Below are 1181 nucleotides of genomic sequence, written 5' to 3'. Positions count from 1 at the left end.
GTCCAGCGTCAGATCATCGACGTGAACACCGTCCGGGACCGACGGCATCGACGGGTTGGAGATCGGCATCGTGCTGCCCTCGGGCCACAACGCTGATCAACGCCTGAGCCACCCGCCAGCACCGAAAGTGCGGATGAACCTGAACATTGACCCTGGATCGGCGTCGAACTTTGGGTCTGACTCACTTTCGGTGCAGGGGAGTTGATGGATCTCGGCTTCGGTCGTCGGAGATCCTGTCATGTCTCGCCGTCTGCATGCTGGTGCTGTCATCCCGCGCGGCCTCGTCATCGATCAGGTCGAGGTCGGGGTGGCCTGCCCCCTGAAAAGTGGTCCTCCCTGAGGTATGGCTTTGAGCCATGTGGAGGATGTTTTCATGGGACGGAAGAAGCATACGGCTGAAGAGATTGTTGCCAAGCTACGTCAAGTGGATGTTCTGGTCTCACAAGGTCGCAAAGTTGCCAAAGCGATCCGGTCCATTGAGGTGACCGAAGTCACGTATTATCGTTGGCGTTCCGAGTACGGCGGTCTGAAGGGAGATCAGGTCAAGCGGCTGAAGTCCCTGGAGACCGAGAACCAGCGCCTTCGTCGAGCGATCTCCGACTCGACCCTGGAGAAGCTGATCCTGAAGGAGGCAGCCTCGGGAAACTTCTGAGCCCGGCTCGCCGCCGGGCTTGTGTCGACTACGTCGTTACCGAGCATGGCGTGTCCGAACGCTTCGCTTGCCGTGTCCTGGGTCAGCATCCCTCATCCTGAGCCTGTCGAAGGATCGACGCAGCGCAAAGCCGCCGTCCTGGTCGAGGATGAGGCCGCTTTGACGGCCGCCATCGTCGCCCTGGCTCTCCAGTATGGACGTTACGGCTACCGTCGGATCACGGCGATGCTCCGGCGTGACGGCTGGACAGTAAACGTGAAGCGCGTCGAACGGATCCGGCGACGAGAAGGGCTCAAGGTCCCGGCCCGCCAGCCCAAGCGAGCGCGCCTTTGGCTCAACGACGGCTCGTGCGTGCGACTGCGGCCAGAGCATCCTGACCACGTCTGGTCTTATACCGATCCTCATTGATCAGAACCCATGAGCCCAGGCGCGCAGTCCGATGGAGATGATGCGCCAGGGTCGGTCGATGAGGGTGTTCCAGGCGTGGCAGCAGTGGTCGAGGATGTCGGCGTAGGATTTGAAGACGCGG

Annotated in this window: 2 pseudogenes; one reads left to right on the top strand and one right to left on the bottom strand. The window is 61.2% G+C overall.

Features of this window, described 5'->3' with window-relative positions:
* Positions 1–373: 373 nt before the first annotated feature.
* Positions 374–1045: pseudogene (locus tag MKL11_RS30935) on the top strand (IS3 family transposase); the annotation flags it as partial.
* 15 nt (positions 1046–1060) lie between these two features.
* Here the strand turns inward: MKL11_RS30935 and MKL11_RS30930 are convergent.
* A pseudogene (locus tag MKL11_RS30930) lies at positions 1061–1181 on the bottom strand (IS630 family transposase); the annotation flags it as partial.

It is taken from the genome of Methylobacterium sp. J-077, assembly GCF_022829365.1.
In the GTDB taxonomy this organism is placed as follows: Bacteria; Pseudomonadota; Alphaproteobacteria; order Rhizobiales; family Beijerinckiaceae; genus Methylobacterium.
This window is presented reverse-complemented; position numbering and strand designations above follow the sequence as displayed.